This window comes from Pantoea sp. VS1 (assembly GCF_002207995.1).
Taxonomy (GTDB): domain Bacteria; phylum Pseudomonadota; class Gammaproteobacteria; order Enterobacterales; family Enterobacteriaceae; genus Pantoea; species Pantoea dispersa.
In genome coordinates this window covers 577,875-601,327 of sequence record NZ_NHZE01000013.1, presented here as the reverse complement: position 1 = coordinate 601,327, position 23,453 = coordinate 577,875, and the positions used below count along the sequence as shown (strand labels likewise).

The following is a 23,453-nucleotide window of genomic DNA, read 5'->3' as shown; positions in this document are numbered from 1 at the left end:
GCCTTCCTGATAGCGTTTGCACAGGTCACGACACTGCAACAAAGGGGTATTACTCATAACGTAAAGCCTCAGCGGGTTGAACGGCGGCAGCGCGCCATGACGGATAGAGGGTAGACAGCAGCGCCACGGCCATCGAGACCAGCGCAATGGTGATCACCTGCCAGACATTGATATCCACCGGCAGCGCCGCGCCATCAAGGAACAGGCCGATCACCGGCATTAAATTGTTGAGCTGGCTGGCCAGCAGCACGCCCAGCAGCGTACCGAGCAGCGCGCCGATAATACCAGCGCTGGCGCCCTGCACCATAAATACCGCGACGATTTGCCGCCGCGTTAAGCCCTGGGTTTGCAGGATCGCCACTTCCGCCTGCTTCTCCATGATCAGCAGACCCAGCGAGGTAATGATATTGAAGGCGGCCACGGCAATGATCAGGCTGAGCAGCAGCCCCATCATGTTTTTCTCCATGCGCACCGCCTGGAACAGGTCGCCCTTGCGTTCGCGCCAGTCTTTCCATGTCAGCCCCTGCGGCAGCGGCTGCTGGCTCAGCGCATCGACATTCAGCGGCTTATCCAGCCACAGGCGCCAGCCGGTAATGTTGCCGAGCGGATAGCGCATCACGCGCGAGGCATCCTGCTGGTTCACCAGAATCTGATAGCCATCGACTTCGCTATTGGCTGCGTAGGTACCGGCAACGGTAAAGATGCGCTGGCTCGGCACGCGCCCCACCGGGGTAAACTGACTGACCGATGGCACCATCAGGCGCAGCTGATCGCCGCGCTTCACGCCCAGCTGCGAGGCCAGCAGTTCACCGAGAATGACCTTATACTGGCCCGGCTGCAGCACGCTCTGCTGGGTGTTGACCAGATAAGGCGTCAGCGGATCCGGTTCGTCAGGATTGATGCCCAGCATCACGCCCACCGACACGTTGCGCGCACTCTGCAACACCACATCGGCCGTGGTCAGCGGCGCGATCCGCGTCACGCCCTGCAGTTTGAGATCCTGCGCGCGCATCTGCTGCGGATTGATGCTGCCGGTGTCGCTGGTCACCAGCGCCTGCGGCATCAGGCCGAGAATGTTGCCTTCCAGCTCGCGCTCAAAGCCGTTCATCACCGACAGCACCGTCACCAGTGCCAGCACGCCGAGCGTGATACCAATAGTCGAGAGCCAGGAGACGAAACGACCGAAACGGTCTGAAGCACGTCCACGCATGTAGCGCAAACCGATGAATAACGCGACTGGTTGATACATGAGATCCGTCTTGGCCGTTGCCCAAAATTAAGTAGAGCGATGATAAAGGAGCCGTCTGCTTTATGAAACCTCTAACCCGCTGAGTCAGTTGCAAAGTTGCGTCAAAATGCGTCCTCCTGCGCGACAATGCACAAAATTACGACAAAATAGTGACGCTATTAGTACGATTATTCGTCAGCAGGTGGGTTAGACTTAGCTTGCAGTACCGGTTTTCGCATCACAGTAAGCGCAGTACGGAGGTTCTTACCATGAGCAGGTTTCCTAAAGGCAGTATCGTTAAACATAAATCTGGCGAGATCAAAGGCGAAGTGGTCAATGTCTTTGAGCAGGGAGACGCGCTAACCGGTTATTATGTGAAGTGGGACGATGGCAACAACAGCTACCATGTCGAGCGCGAGCTGTCATGGGCCAATGTGGATCGTCCTCGCATGCACTACACACAGCAATCCAGTAAATAACGTGACGTGGCCAGGTCGCCATCAATGACGACCTGGCAACCGGCCATACTGGCGGCCCTTCAGGGTGCCGCTGATGCAAGGTGCGCATTCATGCGCCCTGACATAAACTCAGAAAGGAGAGATGATCCTCACGGCGGAATGTGGAATGATGACGCCCTGGAAACTGAGGAGAGAATGTCGGACCTTATGTCGGAACAGCGTCGTTATACCCTGCCTGCTAAAGCAGGCGACCATCGTCAGCTCGGTCAGCTGGTCGGCGCCGCGCAGGCGGTTGAGTGTGCCAGCATCACCGAACGCCACAGCGGTCCGGTGTTAATGATCACCCCGGATATGCAATCGGCCCTGCGGCTGCAGGAGGAGATCAGGCAGTTTACCGATCTGCCGGTCACCAATCTTGCTGACTGGGAAACACTGCCCTACGACAGCTTCTCGCCCCATCAGGACATTATTTCCGCCCGTCTTTCTACGCTGTACCAGCTGCCCACCCTGACGCGCGGCATGCTGATTCTGCCGGTCAATACGCTGATGCAGCGCGTTTGCCCGCACAGCTTCCTGCACGGCCATGCGCTGGTGATGCAGCAGGGCCAGAAACTGTCGCGCGATGCCCTGCGCGACCAGCTGGAGCAGGCCGGTTATCGCCATGTCGATCAGGTGATGGAGCATGGTGAGTACGCGACGCGCGGCGCGCTGCTCGACCTGTTCCCGATGGGCAGCGATCAGCCTTACCGCATCGATTTCTTTGATGATGAGATCGACAGCCTGCGCCTGTTTGACGTCGATTCACAGCGCACGCTGGAGGCGGTGAGCGCCATCAACCTGCTGCCGGCGCATGAATTTCCCACCGACAAAGCAGCCATTGAGCTGTTCCGCAGCCGCTGGCGTGAAACCTTCGACGTGCGGCGCGAACCCGAGCACGTCTATCAGCAGGTGAGCAAAGGCACGCTGCCGGCCGGGATTGAGTACTGGCAGCCGCTGTTTTTCGAGCAGGAACTGCCTACCCTGTTTAGCTATCTGCCCGCCAGCACGCTGGTGCTGAACAGCGGCGATCTGCACGCCAGCGCTGAGCGTTTCTGGCAGGATGCTAACGCACGCTATGAAAATCGCCGCATCGATCCTATGCGCCCGCTGCTGGAACCGGCCACGCTATGGCTGCGCCCGGATGCGCTGCTCAGCGAGCTGAAAAACTGGCCGCGCATGCAGCTCAGCGCTGAGACGCTGCCGGAGAAAGCTGCGAACAGTAATCTGGGTTATCAGCCATTGCCGGAGCTGACGGTGCAGGCGCAGGCCAAAGCGCCGCTCGATCTGCTGCGCCAGTTCCTCGAACAGTTTACCGGTCAGGTTATTTTCTCAGTAGAAAGCGAAGGTCGCCGCGAGAGCCTGCAGGAGCTGCTGTCCCGCATCAAACTGCGCCCGCAGCCGATTGATCGCTTCGAGCAGGCCGATGAGCAGCCGTACAGCCTGATGATTGGCGCCAGCGAGCGCGGTTTTATCGACACCCAGCGCCAGCGCGCGCTGATTTGCGAAAGCGATCTGCTCGGCGAGCGCGTCAGCCGGCGGCGTCAGGACAATCGCCGCACCATCAATCCGGATGTACTGATTCGTAACCTCGCCGAGCTGCACCCGGGCCAGCCGGTGGTGCATCTTGAACACGGTGTGGGCCGCTACATCGGCCTGACCACGCTGGAAGCCGGCGGTATCGTGGCTGAGTATCTGATGCTCTCCTATGCCGGCGATGCCAAACTTTACGTCCCGGTGTCATCGCTGCATCTGATCAGCCGTTACGCCGGCGGTGCCGATGAAAATGCGCCGCTGCACAAACTGGGCAGCGATGCCTGGTCACGCGCGCGCCAGAAAGCGGCGGAGAAAGTCCGTGACGTGGCCGCTGAGCTGCTGGATATCTATGCCCAGCGCGCGGCCAAGGCCGGCTTTGCCTTTAAGCACGACCGCGAGCAGTATCAGCTGTTCTGCGAAGGTTTCCCGTTTGAAACCACGCCGGATCAGGCGCAGGCAATTAACGCCGTGCTCAGCGATATGTGCCAGCCGCTGGCCATGGACCGCCTGGTGTGCGGCGATGTTGGCTTTGGTAAAACCGAAGTGGCGATGCGCGCTGCCTTCCTTGCGGTGGAGAACGGCAAACAGGTGGCGGTGCTGGTGCCAACTACCCTGCTGGCGCAGCAGCATTACGACAACTTCCGCGACCGCTTCGCCAACTGGCCGGTGCGCATTGAGATGCTGTCGCGCTTCCGCAGCGCCAAAGAGCAGGCGCAGGTGCTGGAGCAGGCCAGCGAGGGCAAAATTGATATTCTGATCGGCACCCACAAGCTGCTGATGAGCGATCTTAAGTGGCGCGATCTCGGTTTGCTGATCGTCGATGAAGAGCACCGTTTCGGCGTGCGTCACAAGGAACGCATCAAAGCGATGCGCGCTGACGTCGATATTCTGACGCTCACCGCAACGCCGATTCCGCGTACTCTGAACATGGCGATGAGCGGCATGCGCGATCTGTCGATTATCGCCACGCCACCGGCGCGCCGTCTGGCGGTGAAAACCTTCGTGCGCGAGTATGACAGCCTGGTGGTGCGCGAAGCGATCCTGCGTGAAGTGCTGCGCGGCGGCCAGGTTTACTATCTCTACAACGACGTCGAGAACATCGAGAAAGCAGCGCAGCGGCTGGCCGAGCTGGTGCCGGAAGCGCGCATCGCCATCGGCCACGGTCAGATGCGTGAGCGCGATCTGGAACGGGTGATGAACGATTTCCACCACCAGCGTTTCAACGTGCTGGTGTGCACCACCATCATCGAAACCGGGATCGATGTGCCGAGCGCCAATACCATCATCATTGAGCGCGCCGACCATTTCGGTCTGGCGCAGCTGCATCAGCTGCGTGGCCGCGTTGGCCGTTCACATCATCAGGCCTATGCCTGGCTGCTGACGCCGCACCCGAAAGCGATGACCACCGATGCCCAGAAGCGACTGGAAGCGATTGCCTCGCTGGAGGATCTGGGCGCTGGCTTTGCGCTGGCGACGCACGATCTGGAGATTCGCGGTGCCGGTGAACTGCTGGGTGAAGATCAGAGCGGTCAGATGGAGACCATTGGTTTCACGCTTTACATGGAGCTGCTGGAAAACGCGGTGGATGCACTCAAGGCCGGACGTGAGCCGTCGCTGGAAGATCTCACCAGCAATCAGACCGAGATTGAGCTGCGCATGCCTGCCCTGTTGCCGGATGATTTTATTCCGGACGTCAATACGCGCCTGTCGCTGTATAAACGCATCGCCAGTGCGGCCGATGAACAGGAGCTGGCCGAGCTGAAAATTGAGATGATTGACCGCTTCGGCAAGCTGCCCGACGCCGCGCGTAACCTGCTCGACATCGCCGCGCTGCGCCTGGTGGCGCGCCAGCTGGGGCTGCGTAAAATCGAAGCCAGCGAAAAAGGCGGCTTCTTTGAGTTCGCACCGCAGAATCAGGTCGATCCCGGCTGGCTGATCGGCCTGCTGCAGAAAGATGCCAAGCAGTGGAAGCTGGATGGCCCGACGCGACTGAAATTCACCCGCGATCTGAGCGAACGCAAAACGCGCATGGAATGGGTGCAGAATTTCGTCGCCGAACTGGCGAAGAACCGGGTTTAATCGCCCAGCCGTTACGCAGCAGCGCTTTGCAACGCGCTGCTGCATACGGTGCTGTAGCCAGAGCATAAAAAAAGCGCCTTGCGGCGCTTTTTTTGTTACTGCTGCTGTGAAGTAGCTTTGCCCAATCAGGCCTGATTTGAATTCAGGATCAGCTGACCATTACGGTCGAGCGGGATGCGGGTGCCAGGGTCATTCTCCATGCGGATTTTGCCCTGCTGGTCGCCTATTTTATAGGTCACGTCATAACCCAGCATTTTTTCCTGTTTATCGTACACGGTTTTGCAGCGCTGCTCGCTGGTGGTGTAGGTGTCACGATCCTGCAGCGCACCCTGCACCTGGTTACCACCGTAGCCGCCTGCCAGCGCACCGGCTACGGTCGCGATATCCCGGCCGCGGCCACCGCCGAACTGGTGACCAATCACCCCACCGGCCACGGCACCCAGTACGGAACCGGCGATGCGGTTCTCATCCTGCACCGGACGACGGTGCGTGAGGGTAACGTTGCGGCACTCCTGACGCGGTTGCTTGATGCTCTCTTTGATTGGCGTTGCCGAAAGCACCTGAGCATACTGCGGGCCACGATCAAACACATCCATGCTGGCGACGGCGGCCACGCCCAACGCTGCTGCTACGCCGATTCCAATACCCGCTAACATTGATTTATTCACAGGAATGTCCTCCTGAAGTTGTTACCGCGCATTCCTGCCGCAACCCGATCCCGGGTTACCGAGGCATAACCGGCGTGCGCGCCGCGCCGTGTTCGTTGGCATAAGTTTTACAGATGGTCCGAAAATGCAACATCAGATTAATGGAGGAAACGCAGCGGAAAGCCAGCAGGACCAGCTTTTAGGAGAGTTCTGAGCGGCAGTGTCATTGCGCCGTAACCTGGCGCTGATTGAGCGGCAATCAGCCGGTTACGGCAGCCGGGCACGCAGCGGGCGGGGATGACCGCCCGCCAGCGATCAATGCAGTTTGAGACGCGGACGCAGCACGCGGTTGAGGCTGCCGACCAGCATCATCAGACCGGTCTTGAAGTATCCATGGAGCGCAATCTGGTGCATACGGTACAAGGAGATGTAGACAAAACGTGCAATACGCCCTTCCACCATCATCGAACCGCGCATCAGGTTCCCCATCAGGCTGCCGACGGTACTGAAGCGGGACAGCGACACCAGCGAGCCGTGATCTTTATACACGTAGGCTTTGAGCGGCTTGCCTTTGCGCTGGGCGAGGATGTTTTCCAGCGCACGCGACGCCATCTGGTGCGCCGACTGCGCGCGCGGCGGCACGAATCCGCCGCCCGGCAGCGCGCAGGAGGCGCAGTCGCCGATGGCGTAAATATCGTCGTCCAGCGTGGTCTGCAGCGTCTCTTTGACCACCAGCTGATTAATGCGGTTGGTCTCCAGCCCGCCAATCTCTTTCATGAAGTCTGGCGCTTTAATACCCGCCGCCCACACCATCAGATCGGCTTCGATGAATTCGCCCCCTTTGGTATTCAGACCGTTGGCTGCTGCGCTGGTGACCATGGTTTGCGTCAGTACGCGCACGCCAAGCTTGCTCAGCTCCTGATGCGCCGCTGCGGAGATGCGCGGCGGCAGCGCAGGCAGAATACGCTCGCCGGCTTCCACCAGCGTAACGTTGAGCGCGCTGCTGTCGAGACCTTTATAGCCGTAGCTGTGCAGCTGTTTCACTGCGTTATACAGTTCTGCCGACAGCTCGACGCCGGTCGCACCGCCGCCGACAATGGCGATATTGACTTTCTGCAGCTGCCCTTCGCTGGCAGAGAAGCGCAGGAACAGGTTGAGCATCTCATTGTGGAACCGACGCGCCTGATGCGGGTTGTCGAGGAAGATGCAGTGATCTTTCACGCCCGGCGTGCCGAAATCGTTCGAGGTGCTGCCCAGCGCCATCACCAGACGGTCATACGCCAGCTCGCGCTGCGGTACCAGCAGCCCACCCTCCGCGTCGCGGATCTCCGCCAGTTCAATGGTTTTAGCGTCGCGATTAATTTGCGTCAGCGAACCCAGCTGGAACTGGAAACCGTGGTTGCGCGCATGCGCCAGATAGCTGAGCGCATCAATACCTTCATCCATCGAACCGGTCGCCACTTCATGCAGCAGCGGTTTCCACAGATGGCTGTGGTTACGATCGACCAGGATGATCTCCGCCTTTTTTTTGCGGCCGAGTTTATGGCCGAGCTGTGTTGCCAGCTCCAGCCCTCCGGCACCGCCACCGACGATGACGATTTTTTCCATGCTTGTAGTCAATGAAGACCCCCTCAAAGTTGTAAACCAAAAGTTAATTAATGGTTATATAAAACCTTAATAAACATAGGGTTGGCGACATTTAATCGCGAGCTGAGGGCAGAATAGCACGGCATAATCATCCGGACATAAGAAAATTGATGTACATCAATCTTTGCAGTGCATTATCAGAATGTTACACGTTTAGTGCGCCGCATCACACGGCGCACCAGCACTCAGGCAAGGGTTTTGAACGCTTTGATGCGTTGCAGATGCGGGGCAATATTTTTGAATTTGTGGCTGGCCTCCTCGTCCCACACGATTTCGTAGTACGGGTGCAATGCGGCCGCGCTGCGCTGATTATCCAGCGCTTCATCGTGACGTGACAAAATGGTCAGGCAGCGGTCGCGGTTCTTTTCACGGAAGTTGCTGACGCATTTGGTGGCGATATCAAGATACTCTTCCGGCCGGTCGATCTTGCCTTCCATGTTTTCATCAGGAAACAGGTTGGGGTTGAACATCGCCTGGCGCATGCCGCAAAGGAAGCCGATGCGTTCTGCCCAGTAGCCGCCCAGGCCGACGCCACAAATCAACGGATGCGCATCGCTGCCCTGCTGGAGCAGTTTGTCGCACTCTTTCAGCAGAAACTGCATGTCGTGTTTCGGATGGCGGGTGCTGTAGCTAATAAGTCTGACGTCCGGGTCAATAAACTGCAGCTGCAGCACCTTTTCATGGTTGCCCGGACTGTTGGAATCAAAACCGTGCAGATAGATGATCATGATTATCCTCAGCGTGGAGTGAGATCCGGGCAGCGGCGATTATCTGCCCGACGCTTTATGCGCCAGCCAGCGATCCTGCAGGTCACTGAGCTGACGGTGATTTTGCCGCCAGCGCTCGCTGGCCTGCAAACTCTGACGGTCAAAACGTCCCTGATGGTATAACTGCGTGACGCGCGTCGCCTGGATCGGCGTCAAATTATCCAGCACGCTCACCGCGCCAGCACGCTGATTGCACACCAGGATCATATCGCAGCCGGCATTCAGCGACTGCTGAGCCCGTTCCGCATAGCTGCCCATCACCGCCGCGCCCTCCATCGACAGATCGTCTGAGAAGATCACCCCGTTGAAGCCCAGCTCCTGCCGGAGCACCGTTTGCAGCCAGTAAGGCGAACCACTGGCCGGCAGCGGGTCCACTTCAGTATAGATAACATGCGCGGGCATCACCGCATCCAGCAGCTGCTCATCAATCAGCTGCTGGAAGATTGCCATGTCATGCTGGCGCAGCGTGGCGGCATCGCGCGTGTCGCGCGGCGTCTCTTTGTGCGAATCCGCGCTGACCGCGCCGTGGCCCGGGAAGTGCTTGCCGGTGGTTTTCATGCCGGCTTCGTGCATGCCGTGGATAAACTGGCGCGCCATCTGCAGCGCAATCGCCGGATCGGCATGGAAAGCGCGATCGCCGATGGCCGCGCTGATGTGGCCGATATCCAGCACCGGCGCAAAGCTGATATCGATATCCATGGCGATCATCTCCGCCGCCATTTGCCAGCCGGCCTGCTGCGCCAGCTCGCCGGCGCGTGCCATGTCGTGCAGCGCGGCGAACGATTGCATCGCCGGCAGCTGGGTAAAACCGTCGCGGAAGCGCTGCACGCGCCCGCCTTCCTGATCGACCGCCACCAGCAGCCGGTTACGCGACGCCGCGCGAATCTGGCGCACCAGCTCCGCCAGCTGCGCAACATCATGGAAGTTGCGGGCGAACAGGATCAGTCCGCCTGTCAGCGGATGTTGCAGAATTTCGCGCTCTTCGGCGTCCAGCTCGTAGCCTTCGACGTCCAGCATCAGCGGTCCGGGCGTTGTCATCGTCATGTTTCGGTTCCTGAATTAAAGATCCTGCCAGCTGGCCTGAGCCAGCCGTTGCAATGTTTGGTCATGGCTCTGCTCGGCGCGCAGCTGATACCAGCTGGCCATCAGCAGCTGCAGCCACGGCTGCCAGCGACGGCTTTGACGCCGCAGCGCCGTTGCCGACAGCCGCGCCTCGGCAGCATAGTCGGTGATCCAGTGATCGTGTTGGGCACTATCCACCGCGCCGACAGCGGCCAGCTCCAGCGCCACATCGCCATCCGCAGCATATTCCCAGTCAATTAAACGCAGGCCATCCGGCGTGGCAATCAGATTGCCAGAGTGGACGTCCATGTGCAGCGGTGCCAGCCGCAGCGGCGACGGTTCGCCGCGCTGCAGCAACTGGTTTAAGCGCCGCTGCCAGCGCCAGTGTCGCTGCTGACACAGCTGCCAGTAGCGCTGCAGCAACGGTGCCAGCCGTAAGCGATAACCGGTCAGCGGCTGGTGATGCAGGCGCAGCAGCAGCGTCAGCACCGCTGCGCGTTGCGCGCTGAACTGATCCGGCGACAGCACCTCACCGGGCAGCCAGCGCTGCAGCAGCCACGGCGCCTGCCACGCCAGCGGCTGCGGCGCCAGCGCCGTGGCACGCAGCTGACGCAGGATGCGGTATTCGCGCTGGCGATCGACAAACGGGATGGGCTGTGGCGGCGTCCGGCGCGCCAGCAGATCGCCCTGCTCGCTGCGTACCTGCACGCTGTTACCGCTCAGTCCTGGCAGCGCGAAAAAATGACCGGCAGCTTGCGCCGTCGGCCATTGTTGCTGAACCAGATGCTGCAGCCGGGGATCAGGGTTGTGCAACGCCGTTGCCCGACCAGATGATTTCGCCGGTCTGCACCAGCATCAGCTGCATTTGCAGCGCAGGGGCTTTCACATCGCCCTGCGCGTTGCTGTACAGCACATACTGCGCGTTGACGATGCGCGCCAGGCCAATCGCTTTGCTGCGCGAGTTGAGGCTATCCTCTGGCGACAGGCCGAGCGTTTGCTTCGCCTGATTAAGCTGATCGTTTGAGACCAGGCTGAACTTGCCGTTATTGGCCAGCGCGTTCTCAATCGCTGCCGTGGCTTTTTCCGTTTGCAGCGAGCCGTTGGTGCTGTTTTTGATGCGATCCACCAGCAGCACGCTGCCCGGATTGACGCCCGCCGACTGCACCATGTTGGCGACTAACGGCTGGACGCTGGCGTTCCAGTTGATGGTTTTCAGCTTCGGCGGCTGCGGCACAGTTTGCGGCGGCGGCACTGGCTGCGCGGGCGGTTGCTCTGGCTGGGTTGGCGTGGTCGGCTGCGTCGGTTCAACCGGCGCCGGGGTTTGTTGTTTCACCACACAACCGGTGAGCATCAGCGCAAACAGTAGCGCGCCGGAACGTTGTACACTGCGAATCACAGGTTACTCCTCAAAGATAAAGATAGAGACGCACCTTGCTGGCGGTCGGGTTACCCATTTGCGAGGCCACTTCTACGCTGCCGTGCGCCGGTACGGTTTGAGTCTGCGCCGGTTCCTGCGGCTCAATCTCCAGCCCTTTGTCATCGTACCAATAGAAACGATAGTGCACGGTGACCGGCGTTTCACGCAGATTTTGCAGCACGCTGGCGGCGCGCTGCTGGCCGTCACGGCTGGTCAGCGCAGGCTCATCGGTGATGATGCCCGCCGACAGTACGGCAGACTCCATCACCAGCGACTGGGAGGTGTTGATCATCGGCTTATCGCTGCTGCAGCCCACCAGGGTCAGCAACAGCAAGCCGCTCAGCCATTGACGCATCAGAAGGTCCGCCTGAGGTTAGATGGCCAGCATCGGGCCCAGCGGCTGTCCGCCGACCAGGTGCATATGAATGTGGTAAACCTCCTGCCCACCGTGACGGTTGCAGTTGATGATCAGGCGATAGCCATCCCCGGCGATGCCTTCATCACGGGCAATTTTCGCTGCGGCGGTGACCATGCGGCCCAGCGCCTGCTCATGCGCCGCCTGTACATCGTTGGCGGTCGGAATCAGTACATTGGGGACAATCAGTATGTGGGTAGGCGCTTTGGGCGCGATATCGCGGAAGGCGGTGACCAGTTCGTCCTGATAAACCACGTCGGCGGGAATTTCGCGACGAATGATTTTACTGAAAATGGTTTCTTCAGCCATGGTGCAGTTCCTTAAGCCTGAGTTCAGTCAGGCAGTATGCGTGAGGAATTCCGTTTCTTTCAACCTCAGGACCACTTTTCTTCATTAAATGGCTGCCTTTGCAGCACTTTTTCACGCTGGCGCGTCACGGCGGATGGTGTCTGGCAGCACTAAAATAAAAAACCCCTCGGATGAGGGGCTGTGCTTGCGCAGTAAGAGGCGTCAGATCGTAAAGACGCCATAAACCATCCCTGGGGCTTGGCCCGCGACATCCCTGTCGCGGGACACTTTACTCCTCTGCCGCCTCTTACTGCTTGTCACCATCGTGCGCGCTTCGTGCACGATAGCAGCCTGATTACATACTGCGGATATAATCATCCATCTCGGTTTTCAGGTTATCGGACTTGGTGCCGAAAATCGCCTGCACACCAGAACCCGCCACCACAACACCACGCGCGCCGAGGTTTTTCAGTTCAGCCTGATCCACCTTCGCTACGTCCGCCACGCTGACGCGCAGACGGGTAATACAGGCATCAAGGTTAGTGATGTTCTCTTTGCCACCGAACGCCGTGACCAGCTTGCCCGCCATTTCACTGCCGGTCGCGCTGCTCTGCTCCATCGCCGTATCTTCACGACCCGGGGTTTTCAGATTCAGTTTTGCGATCAGCACGCGGAACACGGTGTAGTACACCAGACCGTAGATGATACCGACAATCGGGAACAGCCAGATTTTGCTGCTGTTGCCGCTCAGCACTATGAAGTCGATCAGACCGTGTGAGAAGCTGGTGCCATCACGCATGCCCAGCAGAATACAGATTGGGAACGCCAGGCCCGCCAGGATGGCGTGGATCACGTACAGGATCGGTGCCACGAACATGAACGAGAACTCGATCGGCTCGGTGATACCGGTCAGGAACGAGGTCAGCGCAGCGGAGATCATGATACCGCCCACTTTGGCGCGGTTTTCAGGTTTAGCAGAATGCCAGATGGCGATAGCCGCAGCCGGCAGACCGTACATCTTGAACAGGAAGCCGCCAGACAGTTTACCGGCAGTCGGGTCACCCGCCATGTAGCGCGGAATGTCACCGTGGAAGACCTGACCAGCCGCGTTGGTGAATTCACCAATCTGCATCTGGAAAGGAACGTTCCAGATGTGATGCAGACCAAACGGCACCAGCGCACGCTCAACCACACCGTAAATACCGAACGCCACCACCGGGTTCTGATAGGCCGCCCACTGGGAGAAGTCCTGAATCGCGGTACCAATAGGTGGCCAGATGAAGGACAGCACCACACCGGTGAAAATCGCGGTCAGACCGGAAATGATTGGCACAAAGCGCTTACCGGCGAAGAAGCCGAGGTATTCCGGCAGCTTGATGCGGTAGAAACGGTTGAACATGTAGGCCGCAATCGAACCGGCAATAATGCCGCCCAGCACCCCGGTATCGGCGAGGTGTTTGGCTTCGATCTCGGCCGCCGGCAGATGCAGCACCAGCGGCGCGACCACAGCCAGGGTTTTCACCATAATGCCGTAGGCGACCACGGCGGCCAGCGCCGACACGCCATCGTTATTGGTAAAGCCCAGTGCCACACCGATCGCAAAGATCAGCGGCATGTTAGCAAACACCGAACCACCCGCTTCGGCCATCACGTGGGAAACCACTTCCGGCAGCCAGCTGAAGTTAGCAGAACCAACACCTAACAAAATACCGGCAATCGGCAGAACCGATACCGGCAACATCAGCGATTTACCTACCTTTTGCAGGTTCGCAAATGCGTTCTTGAACATAGAAGCTCCTGAGTATGAGTGCATTTTTTAGCGCAGTGCGCATGGCAAAGGGGGAGGATCCTTAGCCGGGGTGACGCTGAGCGTCTTTTGATTTATTACGAAGGGTAAAATAAATGACGATACGTTACTTTGACGGCTATCACGTTTCACCAAACACAGCGCTGAAATTTCAGTCATTTCTTACTGACTTGCTGCTATAAACAGCAATAAATCACTGCCTGCGCCGCAAAACATGCAGCGCAGATGAGTGATTTCAGATTAATTACAGAGTTTGAAATAAAGCGCGTTAGCCGCCGAGTCGGCTCATCGGCACCTTAAACAGGCGGGAGAAGTTTTCCGTGGTGGCGGCCGCCAGGGTCGCAAGATCGACGCCCTTCACCACGGCCATATACTCAGCCACGTCGCGGGTGAAAGCAGGCTGGTTTTCTTTGCCGCGATGCGGTACCGGCGCCAGATAGGGTGAATCGGTTTCAACCAGAATGCGATCCAGCGGTACATAGCGCGCTGCTTCGCGGATCTGTTCAGCGTTGCGGAAGGTCACAATGCCGGAGAAGGAGATGTAGAACCCGAGATCCAGCAGCTGCGCCGCCGTCTCTTTGTCTTCGGTGAAACAGTGCAGCACGCCGCCGCACCGCTCTACCTGCTCTTCACGCAGAATGGCCAGCGTGTCCTCGCGCGCATCGCGGGTGTGCACAATAATCGGCTTGTCCAGCGCAATGCCGGTGCGGATGTGCTCACGGAACGAGGCCTGCTGCTGCGCTTTGGTCTCCTGCTGGTAAAAATAATCCAGCCCGGTTTCACCCAGCGCAATCACCTGCTCTTCCGCCGCCAGACGGCGAAACTCTTCCACGTCATACGGCGTTTCCTGATTGAGCGGATGCACGCCGCAGGCCAGCGCGATGTTGTCACGATCGCCGACCAGCTGTTTGATTTTGTAGTAATCCGGCAGCGTGGTGGCAATCGCCAGCATGAATTTCACATCCCGCGCCGCCGCTTTGGCAATCACGTCATCCAGATCGCGGTGCTGGGTTTCATAATCAAGGCCATCAAGATGGCAGTGCGAATCAACAATAAACATAGATTTCTCTTTTACCCTTAGCCGACCGTCGCGGGAGACAGCAAACGTCCCCAGGCAAGCAGACAGTCGGTCAGAATCAGTTCACGATTAAGCGCCGCCACGTGCAGCAGCTGCTCGCGACACTGCAGCCACTGCTGCACGCTGGCATTCAGCGCGCTGCTGCTGAACTGCTGCGCCAGCTGCGTCACCACGTCCGGGCGATCGCCATTACTCAGCCAGTTGCTGGCGCCCTGCTGCACCTTCATCGCATCCACCAGCAGCGAAAGCAGCCAGCCGAGGCGAACCGCCACATCGTCGCTGTTGAGCGCCGGCAACAGCTGCAGAATATCGCCGCTCAGTGCGCTGTTCAGGCTGTCGCACAGCGTTTGCCGTGCCTGCCAGCGGTCTGGCTGTAACAAGGCCAGCGCCGCAGCCGGTGCACCGTTGCTCAGACGCAGCGCCGCGCGCAATATCGCTTCCGGCTGCGGCTGCTGTTTCTGCAGCCATTGCAGGCTGTGCGTCTCTTCCGGCGGCGAAAGATGCCATGTCATACAGCGGCTGCGCAGCGTGGCCAGCAGTCGCGACGGCTCGCGCACGCTGAGGAAAAACCAGCAGTTGGCGGGCGGCTCTTCCAGCGTTTTCAGTAGCGCGTTGGCGGCGGCTTCGGTCAGTTGCGTCGCATCCGGCAGCCAGACAATTTTCGCGCCACCCTGCTGGGCAAAATGGTACAGCTTCTCACTGACGTCGCGAACCGCATCAATGCCGAGCGAGGCTTTTCCCTTTTCCGCTTCCAGCCGATACCAGTCCGGATGGGTGTGCGCCTGCATCAGCTGGCAGCCGTGACACTGGCCGCAGCTTTTCAGTCCCTGCGGCTGCTGACACATCAGCCAGCGGCTGACGCCCCACACCAGCGCATCGTCGCCCATGCCGTCGATGGCCTGAATCAGCAGCGCGTGATGTGCCTGTCCACTCTGATGGCGGGCAATGATCTGTCGGTACGGCTGGTTCAGCCACGGATACCAGTTCATGCCGCGTGACCTGCCAGCCACTGACGCAGCACGGTTTTAAGTGACACTGTCACATCTTCAATCGGCTGTGTCGCATCGATGCTTTTGATGGTTGGATCGGCAGCGGCCAGCGCCTGGTAGCGTTCGCGCGTGCGGGTAAAAAAGTTCAGCGACTCCTGCTCAATACGATCCAGTTCGCCGCGCGCCCGGGCACGCTGCAGGCCAATCTCCGGCGTGACGTCCAGATAGAGCGTCAGGTCGGGACGAAAATCGCCCAGCACCGCATCGCGCAGCGTGGTCATCAGCTGGGCGTCGAGCCCGCGACCACCGCCCTGATACGCCTGTGACGAAAGATCGTGACGATCGCCCACCACCCAGGCACCGCGTGCCAGCGCCGGTTTGATGACGTTTTCTACCAGCTGCACCCGCGCCGCATACAGCATCAGCAGCTCGGCTTTATCACTCACCTGTTCGCCATCAATGCCCTGCTTCACCAGCACGCGCAACTGTTCGGCCAAAGGCGTGCCGCCCGGCTCACGGGTAAAGACCACGTCTTCAATGCCCTGCTCATGCAGGACCGCAACCACCGCCTCACGCGCGGTGGTTTTGCCCGCGCCTTCCAGCCCTTCGATGACGATAAACTTACTTTTCATTTTTTTCCTTCATCGCCAGCCGGTAAACCTGCACGGCTTTATTATGACTGGCCAGATTGGTGGTAAAGGTGTGACCGCCTTTGCCATCCGCGACGAAATAGAGGTAATTGGTCTTCTCCGGATGGGCCGCCGCTTCCAGCGAGGCGCGCCCCGGCATGGCAATCGGTCCCGGCGGCAGGCCGCTGATGGTATAGGTATTGTACGCGGTCGGGGTCTCAAGATCCTTGCGCGTCAGCGTACCGGTATAGCTGTCGCCCATTCCGTAGATCACCGTGGGATCGGTCTGCAGTTTCATACCGGTGCGCAGGCGATTGATGAATACCGAGGCAACGCGCGCGCGCTCTTCGCTGACGCCGGTCTCTTTTTCGATAATCGACGCCATGGTGACCATCTGCTGTGGCGTTTTATACGGCAGACTGGCCATCCGCCCCTGCCAGATCTCATCCACCAGCTTGTTCATGCGCGCGTGCGCCCGCTCCAGCAGTGCCACATCGCTGGTGTTGGCAGTATATAGATAGGTATCCGGATAGAAACCGCCTTCCAGCTGGCTGACATCAAGCTTAAGCGCGGCCGCAACGCTGGCAAATTCATCATCCGGCAGCGTGTGTTTAAGGTATGGCGCTTTACGCAGCTCAGCCAGCCACTCTTTCAGCCGGGAACCCTCGACAAAGCGCAGCGGAAATTGCGCCTCTTTGCCGCTGGCCAGCAGTTGCAGTAGCTGGCGCACCGTCATGCCGGTCTCAAGGCGATACGTCCCGGCTTTGAAGTTAGCCAGATCGGGCTCCAGCTTCAGCAACGGGCCAAACCAGATGCTTTGCGGAATGATGTGCTGGCTCTCCAGCTGCGCTTCCAGCACCACGCGACCGCTGCCGGCCGGCAGGGTATACAGGGTTTCCTGGTGAATGGTTAATGGCGTCGCGGCAAAGCGTTCAATCTGCCAGTAGCTCAATGCGGCAGCCAGGCCAGCGATGACTACGGTGCCGGCAACTATTTTTTTCATTCGGGTCATGATGCTTCCATCGTCTGGCAACTGGCGAGCAGTTGCTGGTACAGCGTGCGTGCGGAAAAGGTGACATCGTCAATTTGCCGCACGGGTAATACTGGCATCAGCGCGTTACAGATTACCACTTCATCGGCGCTTAACACCGCCGTTCGGCTGGCCTCCACCTGCTGGCAGTCGTGACCGGCCTGGGCCAGCTGCGCCAGCAGATAACGACGCATGATGCCATCAACGCCGGCCTGCGCGAGGCGCGGCGTGAAAATGGTCTTACCGCTGCGCCAGAATAAATTGGCCGCACAGCATTCCACTACCGTCCCGGCGGTGTCAAGCACCAGCGCTTCGTCAGCGTCGCACGCGTCCAGCTGCTGGCGAATCAGCACCTGCTCCAGCCGGTTGAGATGTTTGATGCCGGCCAGCAGCGGGTTCTGCGCCAGCCGCACCGGGCTGGTCACCAGCCGCGCGCCCTGCTGCTGCAGCGTGGCGTAGTGCTGTGGCCAGGGTGCGAGCGCGATGATACGCGTGGGTTGCGTGCAGCCGGCGCGACTGTAGCCGCGTCCGCCCGCGCCGGGCGTCAGGATCACTTTGAGCACTGCTTCGCGCTGGCCCGCCGCCGCGCGGCGCATCTCCTCCGCCAGTAAGGCGCGATCCGGCGCGGCCATCAGCAAACGCTGGCAGCCGTCCTGCAGACGCTGCAGATGCGCCTCCAGCAGCTGGATTCGGCCCTCTCTGACTGCCGCCGTGGTGAAACAGCCGTCACCAAACTGCACCGCGCGGTCGCGGGCAGAAAGGGTGTCCTGTGCCACTCCGTTAATCCACATGCGCTTCTCCTCTGCCGCTGGCGTCAGCGTTGAATAGCACTGTGGCGCGTAACATTCCACGCCACTGCGTGACAAAATATAAAAAAGGCCCGCATTGCGGGCCTCTGTTCGGCTGGATAGCGCTTATACCTTGCGGAAGATCAGCGAGCCGTTGGTGCCGCCGAATCCAAAGGAGTTACACAGCGTGTACTCCAGTCCGCTGACCTGGCGCGCCGTGTGCGGCACAAAGTCCAGATCGCAACCTTCGTCAGGATTGTCGAGGTTGATGGTGGGCGGAACCGCCTGGTCGCGCAGCGCCAGAATCGAATAAATCGCCTCTACCGCGCCCGCCGCACCCAGCAGGTGACCGGTCATCGACTTGGTCGAGCTGACCATCACGCTGTGCGCTGACGCACCAAACACCGACTTCACCGCCTGCGCTTCTGCTTTGTCACCGGCCGGCGTTGAGGTGCCGTGCGCGTTAACATAGCCAATCTGCGCCGGATCCAGCTGCGCGTCACGCAGCGCGTTGACCATCGCTGCGGCTGCACCTGAACCGTCTTCCGGTGGTGATGTCATGTGGTAAGCGTCGCTGCTCATGCCGAAACCAACGATTTCCGCATAAATCTTCGCACCGCGTTTTTTCGCGTGTTCGTACTCTTCCAGCACCACGATACCGGCACCGTCGCCCAGCACGAAACCGTCACGATCTTTATCCCACGGACGGCTCGCCGCCTGCGGATTATCGTTACGGGTAGAGAGCGCACGCGCCGCGCCGAAACCGCCTACGCCCAGTGGCGTACTGGCTTTCTCAGCACCGCCGGCCAGCATCACATCCGCGTCGTTATACGCGATGATGCGCGCCGCATGACCAATATTGTGCACGCCGGAAGTACAGGCGGTCGCAATCGAGATGCTCGGACCTTTCAGGCCGTACATGATGGTCAGGTGGCCAGCGACCATGTTAACGATGGTTGAAGGCACGAAGAATGGACTGATTTTGCGCGGACCGCCATTGACCAGCGAGGTATGGTTATCTTCGATCAAACCCAGACCGCCGATGCCGGAACCGATAGCCGCACCGATACGTCCGGCATTCTCATCAGTTACGACCAGACCGGAGTCCGCCATAGCCTGAATACCGGCCACAACGCCGTACTGGATGAAATCATCCATCTTGCGTTGATCTTTGCGCGAGATGTATTCATCGCAATTAAAATCTTTGACCAGACCCGCAAAACGCGTTGCGTAGGCACTGGTATCAAAATGGTCGATCAGGTTAATGCCGCTCTGACCGGCAAGGAGAGCACGCCAGGTAGACTCTACGGTATTGCCGACAGGAGACAACATGCCAAGACCGGTCACAACTACACGACGCTTAGACACGTTCGTCCTCCAGGGAGGGAAATAATGACGCTATGTGGGGCAAACATAAAACTCAGGCGGTCGAATGACCGCCTGAAGATATTCATTAACCTTTATGGTTATTGATATAGTCGATCGCTGCCTGAACGGTAGTGATTTTCTCAGCTTCTTCGTCTGGAATTTCAGTATCAAACTCTTCTTCCAGAGCCATTACCAGCTCAACGGTGTCAAGAGAATCTGCACCCAGGTCTTCAACGAAAGAAGCGCCGTTAACCACTTCGTCTTCTTTAACGCCCAGCTGCTCAGCTACGATTTTCTTAACGCGTTGTTCGATATCGCTCATACTATTTAATTTCCTATCAAAACTCGCTTTCGCGATGGTTTTCGTAGTGTATAAAATGTTGAAAAAGATGCAACAAAATCCCGGCTGGTCGAACCACGATTTTGCGTTATTCTGCGGTGTTTACCGCAGATAATGCAAATGATTTCGTGATTATCAGACCATGTACATGCCGCCATTGACGTGCAGCGTCTCACCCGTGATGTAGGCGGCTTCGTCAGAGGCTAAGAATGCAACAGCATTGGCAATCTCCTGCGGGTCGCCTAAACGACCTGCCGGCACTTCTGCCAGAATGCCCGAGCGCTGATCTTCGTTCAGTGCACGCGTCATGTCCGTCTCAATAAAGCCCGGAGCCACGACGTTTACGGTAATGCCACGTGACGCAACTTCTCGCGCCAGTGATTTGCTAAAGCCAATCAAACCTGCTTTTGCTGCCGCATAGTTTGCCTGACCCGCGTTACCCATGGTTCCAACTACCGAACCGATGGTAATGATACGGCCCACGCGCTTTTTCATCATGGCACGCATGACCGCCTTCGACAGGCGGAACACCGATGTCAGGTTGGTATCAAGGATATCCGCCCACTCATCGTCTTTCATGCGCATCAGCAGATTGTCACGCGTAATGCCTGCATTATTGACCAAAATGTCAACTTCGCCAAATTCGGCGCGAACTTTCTCGAGCACGCTCTCAATAGAGGCCGCATCGGTCACGTTCAGCAGCAGACCTTTGCCCTTGTCGCCGAGGTAAGCACTGATGGCTTCCGCGCCGCTTTCGCTGGTGGCAGTACCCACCACTTTTGCACCGCGTGCCGCCAGCGTTTCCGCGATAGCACGTCCGATACCGCGGCTGGCGCCGGTCACCAGCGCTACTTTACCTTCAAAGCTCATGATTTTCCTCTTATTCCTGGCCAAGCGCCGCAGCCAGTGACGACGGATCGTTCACCGCTGCAGCCGTCAGGCTGTCCACAATTCGTTTGGTCAGGCCGGTCAGCACTTTACCCGGACCGATTTCCAGCAGTTCAGTCACGCCCTGCGCAGCAATAAACTCAACCGCCTCAGTCCAGCGCACCGGGCTGTACAGCTGACGCACCAGCGCGCTGCGAATCGCCGCGGCGTCGCTTTCGCACTTGACGTCAACGTTATTGACCACCGGTACCGACGGCGCATTGAAGGTCACGCTTTCCAGCGCCACCGCCAGCTTATCCGCCGCAGGTTTCATCAGCGCGCAGTGTGACGGCACGCTGACCGGCAGCGGCAGCGCGCGCTTGGCGCCGGCCGCTTTACAGGCGGCACCAGCACGTTCAACCGCTTCTTTATTGCCGGCGATAACCACCTGACCCGGCGAGTTGAAGTTGACCGGCGAAACCACCTGGCCCTGCGCGCTCTCTTCACAGGCTTTGCGAATTGCCGCGTCGTCGAGACCGATAATCGCCTGCATGGCGCCCGTGCCTTCCGGCACCGCTTCCTGCATCAGTTTGCCGCGCAGTTCAACCAGCTTGATGGCGTCAGCAAAATTCAGCACGCCCGCACACACCAGCGCAGAGTATTCACCGAGGCTGTGTCCGGCCATCAGCGCGGGCTGCGCGCCATTTTTGCTCTGCCAGACGCGATAAATCGCGACCGAGGCTGCCAGCAGCGCCGGCTGGGTCTGCCAGGTTTTGTTCAGCTCTTCAGCCGGGCCCTGCTGGACCAGCTGCCATAAGTCGTAACCCAGCGCGTCAGAAGCTTCACGGAAAGTGGCTTCAACCTGTGGATTTTCCGCTGCCAGATCGGCCAGCATGCCGACGGTCTGCGATCCCTGTCCCGGGAAAACAAAAGCAATTTGCGTCATCTTGCGTTCCTGTCAATCAAAAGCGAACCAGCGCCGAGCCCCAGGTGAAACCGCCACCAAAGGCCTCGAGCAAAATCAGGTGTCCGGGCTTGATGCGGCCATCACGTACCGCTTCGTCCAGCGCGCTTGGCACCGACGCTGCCGAGGTGTTGCCGTGTCGATCCAGCGTCACCACCACTTTATCCATGCCCATGCCGAGCTTTTTGGCGGTGGCGCTGATGATGCGCAGGTTGGCCTGATGCGGCACCAGCCAGTCAAGCTGTTCACGATCAAGATTATTCGCCTGCAGCGTTTCATCGACGATATGCGCCAGCTCAGTGACCGCAACTTTAAATACTTCGTTGCCAGCCATGGTGAGGTAAGCCGGCTCATCCTGATGCGCGCGATCCTGGTACGGCAGCGTCAGCAGCTTACCGTAGCGGCCATCGGCATGCAGATGCGTGGAGAGGATGCCCGCTTCTTCGCTTGCGCCGAGCACCACGGCACCCGCGCCATCACCAAACAGGATGATGGTGCCGCGATCGTCAGGATCGAGGGTGCGAGCCAGCACATCCGCGCCAATCACCAGCGCGTGCTTCACCGCACCGTTTTTGATGTATTGATCGGCCACGCTCAGTGCATAGGTAAAACCGGCACAGGCGGCTGCGAGATCGAAGGCGGCGCAGTCGTTGATTTCCAGCATCTGCTGAATCATGCACGCTGAGCTCGGGAAGGCGTGGCTGGAAGAAGTAGTTGCCACGATGATCAGGCCAACGTCGCTGGCTGCCACGCCCGCCATCTCCAGCGCACGCTGGGCAGCGGTGAAGCCCATGCTGGCTACCGTTTCATCCGGTGCCGCAATGCGACGTTCACGAATACCGGTCCGGGTGACAATCCACTCGTCCGAAGTCTCCACCATTTTTTCCAGGTCCGCGTTGCTGCGAACCTGCTCAGGCAAATAGCTGCCCGTACCGATAATTTTGGTAAACATCTACGCTTTGTCACTCCTGGCTAATACAGCGTCAAGGCGCGCGGCAATTCTCTCGGGAACTTGCTTGCGCACCGCCTGCTCTGCCTGTTCTATCGCCACGGCAAACGCGCGTTGATTCGCCGCGCCGTGGCTCTTGATCACTGTCCCGCGCAATCCTAACAGACAAGCGCCATTGTACTGGTCGGGGTTGAGATGACCGAAACGTTTAGCCAGACGCTTTTGGATCCAGCGTCCCAGCCATTTCAGCCACCAGGCCCGTTTTTTTCCTTCACCTGACGATTTGAGCAGAGAAAGAAACATTCTTACCACGCCTTCCATGGTCTTCAACGTGACATTACCCACGAAGCCATCACAGACCAGCACATCCGTTTTGCCGGTGAGGAGATCGTTCCCCTCAAGGTAACCAATATAGTTGATCTGCGGCGAGGCCCGCAGCACCGCCGATGCGGCGCGGATCGTCTCCAGCCCCTTCGTCTCTTCCTGACCGATGTTGAGCAGCGCGACGCGCGGCTGGCTGATTTCCAGCACTTCTTCCGCCATCACCGCACCCATCACTGCAAACTGCACCAGCATTTCACTGTCGGAATCGACGTTAGCGCCCAGATCCAGCACCACCGTCTTGCCGTGCTGCTGATGCGGCAGCACGGTCATCAACGCCGGACGCTCAATGCCATCCAGCGGCTTCAATAATAATTTTGCCAGGCCCATCAGCGCACCGGTATTGCCGGCACTGACGCACGCCTGCGCTTTCCCCTCTTTCACCAGCTCTAACGCCACGCGCATGGAGCTGCCGCGGCTGTTACGAATCGCCTGCGAGGGTTTGGCATCACTTGCAATAACCGATTCGGCAGGGATTACCTGCACACGCCCCAGTAACGAGGAATCCGCTTTGGCAAGAAATGACGAGATGATGTCGGGATCGCCGACCAGAAGAAGAACCAGCTGCGAATGAGAGGCCAGTGCCTGCAAGGCTGCAGGCACTGTCACGCAGGGACCGAAGTCCCCGCCCATGGCATCAACTGCCAGGGTCAAACGTGTCAAGGTATCGCCTTGCGTAACCG

At 59.0% G+C, this 23,453-nt stretch carries 23 protein-coding genes; 2 read left to right on the top strand and 21 right to left on the bottom strand.

Annotated elements, in window-relative coordinates; genetic code table 11:
* Window positions 1–49: 49 nt before the first annotated feature.
* Window positions 50–1,249, bottom strand: coding sequence for a lipoprotein-releasing ABC transporter permease subunit LolC (lolC, locus tag CBW22_RS08945; RefSeq protein WP_021506387.1), 1,200 nt, complete (start codon window positions 1,247–1,249; stop codon window positions 50–52).
* 248 nt (window positions 1,250–1,497) lie between these two features.
* Between lolC and CBW22_RS08940 the strand changes: the two genes are divergently transcribed.
* Together CBW22_RS08940 and mfd are read left to right on the top strand one after the other, a co-directional pair.
* A complete protein-coding gene (locus CBW22_RS08940) occupies window positions 1,498–1,707 on the top strand; it encodes a hypothetical protein (protein WP_021506388.1) in 210 nt (69 codons plus the stop codon).
* A gap of 186 nt (window positions 1,708–1,893) precedes the next feature.
* A complete protein-coding gene (gene mfd, locus CBW22_RS08935; RefSeq protein WP_021506389.1) occupies window positions 1,894–5,337 on the top strand; it encodes a transcription-repair coupling factor in 3,444 nt (1,147 codons plus the stop codon).
* A 125-nt stretch (window positions 5,338–5,462) separates the two neighbouring features.
* Here mfd and CBW22_RS08930 read toward each other — a convergent pair whose 3' ends face one another.
* From CBW22_RS08930 to plsX, 20 genes are all read right to left on the bottom strand, one after another.
* Window positions 5,463–6,005, bottom strand: coding sequence for a glycine zipper 2TM domain-containing protein (locus tag CBW22_RS08930; RefSeq protein WP_031279257.1), 543 nt, complete (start codon window positions 6,003–6,005; stop codon window positions 5,463–5,465).
* 294 nt (window positions 6,006–6,299) lie between these two features.
* A complete protein-coding gene (locus tag CBW22_RS08925; protein WP_088516476.1) occupies window positions 6,300–7,604 on the bottom strand; it encodes an NAD(P)/FAD-dependent oxidoreductase in 1,305 nt (434 codons plus the stop codon).
* 212 nt (window positions 7,605–7,816) lie between these two features.
* Window positions 7,817–8,359 carry an alpha/beta hydrolase YcfP gene (ycfP, locus tag CBW22_RS08920; protein WP_088516475.1) on the bottom strand — a complete coding sequence of 181 codons (543 nt, stop codon included), beginning with the start codon at window positions 8,357–8,359 and terminating at the stop codon, window positions 7,817–7,819.
* Between the two features lie 39 nt (window positions 8,360–8,398).
* Complete coding sequence (gene nagZ, locus CBW22_RS08915; RefSeq protein ID WP_088516474.1) at window positions 8,399–9,442, bottom strand: beta-N-acetylhexosaminidase; 1,044 nt, start codon at window positions 9,440–9,442, stop codon at window positions 8,399–8,401.
* 15 nt (window positions 9,443–9,457) lie between these two features.
* Window positions 9,458–10,273, bottom strand: a complete 816-nt coding sequence (thiK, locus tag CBW22_RS08910) for a thiamine kinase (protein WP_088516473.1) — start codon at window positions 10,271–10,273, stop codon at window positions 9,458–9,460.
* Window positions 10,260–10,856, bottom strand: a complete 597-nt coding sequence (gene lpoB, locus CBW22_RS08905; protein ID WP_021506395.1) for a penicillin-binding protein activator LpoB — start codon at window positions 10,854–10,856, stop codon at window positions 10,260–10,262. Before lpoB ends, thiK begins: the two co-directional genes overlap by 14 nt.
* 10 nt (window positions 10,857–10,866) lie before the next feature.
* Window positions 10,867–11,232 (bottom strand): YcfL family protein, encoded by a 366-nt coding sequence (locus CBW22_RS08900; RefSeq protein ID WP_021506396.1) that lies wholly within the window; start codon window positions 11,230–11,232, stop codon window positions 10,867–10,869.
* 18 nt (window positions 11,233–11,250) lie between these two features.
* Window positions 11,251–11,601: a purine nucleoside phosphoramidase gene (gene hinT, locus CBW22_RS08895; RefSeq protein WP_058759480.1), complete on the bottom strand. Its 351-nt coding sequence runs from the start codon at window positions 11,599–11,601 to the stop codon at window positions 11,251–11,253.
* A 334-nt stretch (window positions 11,602–11,935) separates the two neighbouring features.
* Complete coding sequence (gene ptsG, locus CBW22_RS08890; protein ID WP_021506398.1) at window positions 11,936–13,369, bottom strand: PTS glucose transporter subunit IIBC; 1,434 nt, start codon at window positions 13,367–13,369, stop codon at window positions 11,936–11,938.
* 286 nt (window positions 13,370–13,655) lie between these two features.
* The gene (locus CBW22_RS08885) at window positions 13,656–14,447 is read right to left on the bottom strand and encodes a metal-dependent hydrolase (RefSeq protein WP_088516472.1); all 792 of its coding nucleotides are present in this window, start codon (window positions 14,445–14,447) and stop codon (window positions 13,656–13,658) included.
* Between the two features lie 17 nt (window positions 14,448–14,464).
* The gene (gene holB, locus CBW22_RS08880) at window positions 14,465–15,454 is read right to left on the bottom strand and encodes a DNA polymerase III subunit delta' (RefSeq protein ID WP_021506400.1); all 990 of its coding nucleotides are present in this window, start codon (window positions 15,452–15,454) and stop codon (window positions 14,465–14,467) included.
* Window positions 15,451–16,086, bottom strand: a complete 636-nt coding sequence (tmk, locus tag CBW22_RS08875) for a dTMP kinase (protein WP_088516471.1) — start codon at window positions 16,084–16,086, stop codon at window positions 15,451–15,453. The genes holB and tmk overlap by 4 nt, the downstream gene beginning before the upstream one ends.
* The gene (gene mltG, locus CBW22_RS08870; RefSeq protein ID WP_088516470.1) at window positions 16,076–17,095 is read right to left on the bottom strand and encodes an endolytic transglycosylase MltG; all 1,020 of its coding nucleotides are present in this window, start codon (window positions 17,093–17,095) and stop codon (window positions 16,076–16,078) included. The genes tmk and mltG overlap by 11 nt, the downstream gene beginning before the upstream one ends.
* Window positions 17,092–17,904, bottom strand: a complete 813-nt coding sequence (gene pabC, locus CBW22_RS08865) for an aminodeoxychorismate lyase (RefSeq protein WP_088516469.1) — start codon at window positions 17,902–17,904, stop codon at window positions 17,092–17,094. Before pabC ends, mltG begins: the two co-directional genes overlap by 4 nt.
* Before the next feature lie 123 nt (window positions 17,905–18,027).
* Window positions 18,028–19,269 (bottom strand): beta-ketoacyl-ACP synthase II, encoded by a 1,242-nt coding sequence (fabF, locus tag CBW22_RS08860; RefSeq protein ID WP_058759473.1) that lies wholly within the window; start codon window positions 19,267–19,269, stop codon window positions 18,028–18,030.
* Between the two features lie 85 nt (window positions 19,270–19,354).
* Window positions 19,355–19,591 carry an acyl carrier protein gene (acpP, locus tag CBW22_RS08855; protein WP_010617251.1) on the bottom strand — a complete coding sequence of 79 codons (237 nt, stop codon included), beginning with the start codon at window positions 19,589–19,591 and terminating at the stop codon, window positions 19,355–19,357.
* Between the two features lie 153 nt (window positions 19,592–19,744).
* On the bottom strand, window positions 19,745–20,479 hold the full coding sequence (gene fabG / locus CBW22_RS08850; protein ID WP_021506405.1) for a 3-oxoacyl-ACP reductase FabG: 735 nt from the start codon (window positions 20,477–20,479) through the stop codon (window positions 19,745–19,747).
* A 10-nt stretch (window positions 20,480–20,489) separates the two neighbouring features.
* A complete protein-coding gene (gene fabD / locus CBW22_RS08845) occupies window positions 20,490–21,422 on the bottom strand; it encodes an ACP S-malonyltransferase (RefSeq protein ID WP_058759472.1) in 933 nt (310 codons plus the stop codon).
* Between the two features lie 16 nt (window positions 21,423–21,438).
* Window positions 21,439–22,392 carry a beta-ketoacyl-ACP synthase III gene (locus CBW22_RS08840; RefSeq protein WP_021506407.1) on the bottom strand — a complete coding sequence of 318 codons (954 nt, stop codon included), beginning with the start codon at window positions 22,390–22,392 and terminating at the stop codon, window positions 21,439–21,441.
* Window positions 22,393–23,433: a phosphate acyltransferase PlsX gene (gene plsX / locus CBW22_RS08835; protein WP_058759470.1), complete on the bottom strand. Its 1,041-nt coding sequence runs from the start codon at window positions 23,431–23,433 to the stop codon at window positions 22,393–22,395.
* Window positions 23,434–23,453 lie beyond the last annotated feature (20 nt).

What these genes read in the sequence shown, in the direction of transcription:
- holB (WP_021506400.1), bottom strand. Translation starts at nt 15,454, where the DNA reads ATGAACTGGTATCCGTGGCTGAACCAGCCGTACCGACAGATCATTGCC.
- CBW22_RS08885 (WP_088516472.1), bottom strand. Translation starts at nt 14,447, where the DNA reads ATGTTTATTGTTGATTCGCACTGCCATCTTGATGGCCTTGATTATGAA.
- pabC (WP_088516469.1), bottom strand. Translation starts at nt 17,904, where the DNA reads ATGTGGATTAACGGAGTGGCACAGGACACCCTTTCTGCCCGCGACCGC.
- CBW22_RS08900 (WP_021506396.1), bottom strand. Translation starts at nt 11,232, where the DNA reads ATGCGTCAATGGCTGAGCGGCTTGCTGTTGCTGACCCTGGTGGGCTGC.
- hinT (WP_058759480.1), bottom strand. Translation starts at nt 11,601, where the DNA reads ATGGCTGAAGAAACCATTTTCAGTAAAATCATTCGTCGCGAAATTCCC.
- CBW22_RS08940 (WP_021506388.1), top strand. Translation starts at nt 1,498, where the DNA reads ATGAGCAGGTTTCCTAAAGGCAGTATCGTTAAACATAAATCTGGCGAG.
- acpP (WP_010617251.1), bottom strand. Translation starts at nt 19,591, where the DNA reads ATGAGCGATATCGAACAACGCGTTAAGAAAATCGTAGCTGAGCAGCTG.
- tmk (WP_088516471.1), bottom strand. Translation starts at nt 16,086, where the DNA reads ATGAAAAGTAAGTTTATCGTCATCGAAGGGCTGGAAGGCGCGGGCAAA.
- fabD (WP_058759472.1), bottom strand. Translation starts at nt 21,422, where the DNA reads ATGACGCAAATTGCTTTTGTTTTCCCGGGACAGGGATCGCAGACCGTC.
- mfd (WP_021506389.1), top strand. Translation starts at nt 1,894, where the DNA reads ATGTCGGAACAGCGTCGTTATACCCTGCCTGCTAAAGCAGGCGACCAT.
- CBW22_RS08840 (WP_021506407.1), bottom strand. Translation starts at nt 22,392, where the DNA reads ATGTTTACCAAAATTATCGGTACGGGCAGCTATTTGCCTGAGCAGGTT.
- fabG (WP_021506405.1), bottom strand. Translation starts at nt 20,479, where the DNA reads ATGAGCTTTGAAGGTAAAGTAGCGCTGGTGACCGGCGCCAGCCGCGGT.
- ycfP (WP_088516475.1), bottom strand. Translation starts at nt 8,359, where the DNA reads ATGATCATCTATCTGCACGGTTTTGATTCCAACAGTCCGGGCAACCAT.
- nagZ (WP_088516474.1), bottom strand. Translation starts at nt 9,442, where the DNA reads ATGACGATGACAACGCCCGGACCGCTGATGCTGGACGTCGAAGGCTAC.
- mltG (WP_088516470.1), bottom strand. Translation starts at nt 17,095, where the DNA reads ATGACCCGAATGAAAAAAATAGTTGCCGGCACCGTAGTCATCGCTGGC.
- lolC (WP_021506387.1), bottom strand. Translation starts at nt 1,249, where the DNA reads ATGTATCAACCAGTCGCGTTATTCATCGGTTTGCGCTACATGCGTGGA.
- ptsG (WP_021506398.1), bottom strand. Translation starts at nt 13,369, where the DNA reads ATGTTCAAGAACGCATTTGCGAACCTGCAAAAGGTAGGTAAATCGCTG.